This window comes from Dietzia sp. E1, assembly GCF_014145015.1.
Lineage (GTDB): Bacteria > Actinomycetota > Actinomycetes > Mycobacteriales > Mycobacteriaceae > Dietzia > Dietzia cinnamea_A.
Genome location: NZ_JAALDU010000535.1, coordinates 1 through 2,270 on the forward strand (window position 1 = coordinate 1; position 2,270 = coordinate 2,270).

General features: G+C 66.1%; 3 protein-coding genes. 2 read left to right on the forward strand and 1 reads right to left on the reverse strand.

Annotated features, from left to right (window positions below; genetic code table 11):
• Positions 1 to 47 precede the first annotated feature (47 nt).
• Entirely contained in the window at positions 48 to 302 is a 255-nt protein-coding gene (locus G6030_RS15160) for a hypothetical protein (protein WP_182643684.1), read from the reverse strand.
• A gap of 506 nt (positions 303 to 808) precedes the next feature.
• On the opposite strand from G6030_RS15160, the gene G6030_RS15165 reads away from it, so the two are divergent.
• The gene (locus tag G6030_RS15165) at positions 809 to 1,384 is read left to right on the forward strand and encodes a DUF3558 family protein (protein ID WP_182643685.1); all 576 of its coding nucleotides are present in this window, start codon (positions 809 to 811) and stop codon (positions 1,382 to 1,384) included.
• A 2-nt stretch (positions 1,385 to 1,386) separates the two neighbouring features.
• A partial coding sequence (locus G6030_RS15170; protein WP_182643686.1) for a hypothetical protein occupies positions 1,387 to 2,270 on the forward strand: 884 nt, incomplete at its 3' end.

Below are 2,270 nucleotides of genomic sequence, written 5' to 3' on the forward strand. Positions count from 1 at the left end.
TAGATCATCCGGGTACGACACGAACCCGTCACCGCAGGTCGGGTTGACTAGACGACCCCGGCGCCCGCCGCCACCTCCGCGTCACCCTGGGCGGCCCCACCTTCTCCGCGCGCGGACCTCGCCATGTGGATATGGAAGTACGCCATCAGCCCGAGCGGGAGCACGGCGGCCAGCGACCACTCCGACGCGGTCGACAGTGCGAATATCGCCGTGGCGATCAGCCCGTAGAGGGTCACCGCGCCGGTCAGGAGAAATAGCGGGGATCTCGCCCCCGGCGCGCGGACCCGCGTGCGGCTGATCAACCAACCGCCGATCAGCGCTGCACCATAGAGGCAGAGCAGGCTGCCCGCCAGCAGAACGTACTCCTGCGGTAACTCGCTCGGTCTCGGCTGAGGCTCGAGGGGCGACGCGGTAGTCCACGCGAGCCAGGACCCCCACAGTCCCAGTGCGAGGATGACCGCCGTCGTGGCGACCCAGTTCGCTGTTGAGTGATTTCCCGTCCGCCCGTTCGCCACGACGATTCCTTTCCTCGGCTGCCCAGTAGGACGGGCGGGCGGCCCGGGCGGTTCCCCCGAGTTCGTCGGGACCCGGCTGACCGGCAGCCGCCTGCACCGACGGCCGCGGAGACCCACCCACCGGTCGTCGCCGACTGCGAAGATCATCGACCGTGAACTCCCACCACCCCGACGCTGCCGCTGCCGACCTGCCCGGACGTGACCTGCCGAAGAAGTCGGCGGGTCGAGGGAACCGCCGCGCGCCGTGGCCCGTCGTACAGGTTGTGGGGAGAAGTAGAGGTGTCGCGGCCGCGGTGGTCACCGTCGGCATGATCGCTGCGGGGTGCGGTTCGGCGGACGGAGGAGAAGATACGCCGACGACGACGAGCGCAGCCGCCCCCGAAGAGTCCGGCAATCCGTGGGATCTGCCGGTCGAGCAGAGACCCGCCCTTTTCGACCCGTGTGCCGAGATCCCAGTTGCAGCCATCGAAGAAGGCGTCGGTTCCGAAGTCGAGCCCGCCGAACAATTCAAGAACTCCCGCCCTGGCGAACTCATCTCCTGCGGTTGGTCCAACCGTGAGGTCAACGTCGTAGTGCTCTCGACCTGGAAATCCAAGGACGAATATCTTGCAGACCCCGCATTCCGAGTCCTCGACCAGAACACCCGCCATCTCGAAAGGCCGGGACTTCGAATAACTGATAACCGAAGTGACCCGATCGACAACTGCGTCCAGCTCTACTTCACACCGCGTGGCACGATCTGGACCGGCGTGGACCTCACTACGTCGTTGTTCGAATTCAACGGCCAGCAGTTCTCCGATACTTGCGAGGTCCTAACGAAAATCCTGCCTCCGATGGCTGATCTGTTTCCACAGGGGGATGTTCAATGACGGTGAGTCTCGACCGCGGATCTGCTCAGGCGTGTGTCCAATACTGCGACACGTTTGTAGATTCGCTGCGAAGTGCGCAAACGTCAGAAGCTGTTGAGATTCAGAACTCGGCGGCAACCTCTTTCGAGACCGCGCGCCAAATCGGAACTATCTACTCGCTGTTCGTCGGCGATGACCTGCAAACACTCCTGGAGGGCTACATCGATCAAGCACGAGCGATGTCGATGTTGTTCGCTGCTGCGGGAGGTCTGATCGAGGCGCAGGACGAGGCGGTGGCGGCCGCTCTCGGCAAGGCCGCCGAAGAGCCCGCCGGGCTGCAGAGTCTCGGACTCACCGGATCACTCGGATCGACCACCGCGCTGCTCGACGCCGCCGACGGCACCACCACCTTCGGAGGCTACGGCCGCGTCGGTCCCGAGGACGTCTCGGCCTCGCCGCTGGAGCGGATGGTCGAGGCAGCGCAAGCGCTCGATGCGGACCAGTTCGCGGCCATCGCCACGCGGATGACCGAGGTCTCGACCGCGCTCGAGGACGCCGCCACCGGACTCCACAGCGGGTTGAGCACCGTTCTCGGCCACACATGGCAGGGCGACTTCGCCGACCGCGCCCAGGAATCAGCACGCGGACTCGTCACGTCCGCCCTCGAACTCGCCGGTCAGCTCAGCGCCGTCAGAGACAAAGCTGACGTCGCGCAACGCGGGTTCGTCGCCACCCGCCAGCGCATCGCCTCCGAAGCCGCCGACGTCACTCTCGCCGAGAGCCGCACACCCGGCTTCGGACGACTCGCCGGACCGGTAGCGCCATCAGTGAAGGCCGAGGTCGAGGCAGCTCGGCAGGCGGCGGAGGAACAGGCGCGGGCGATCGTCAACACCGAGTACAGCCCCGC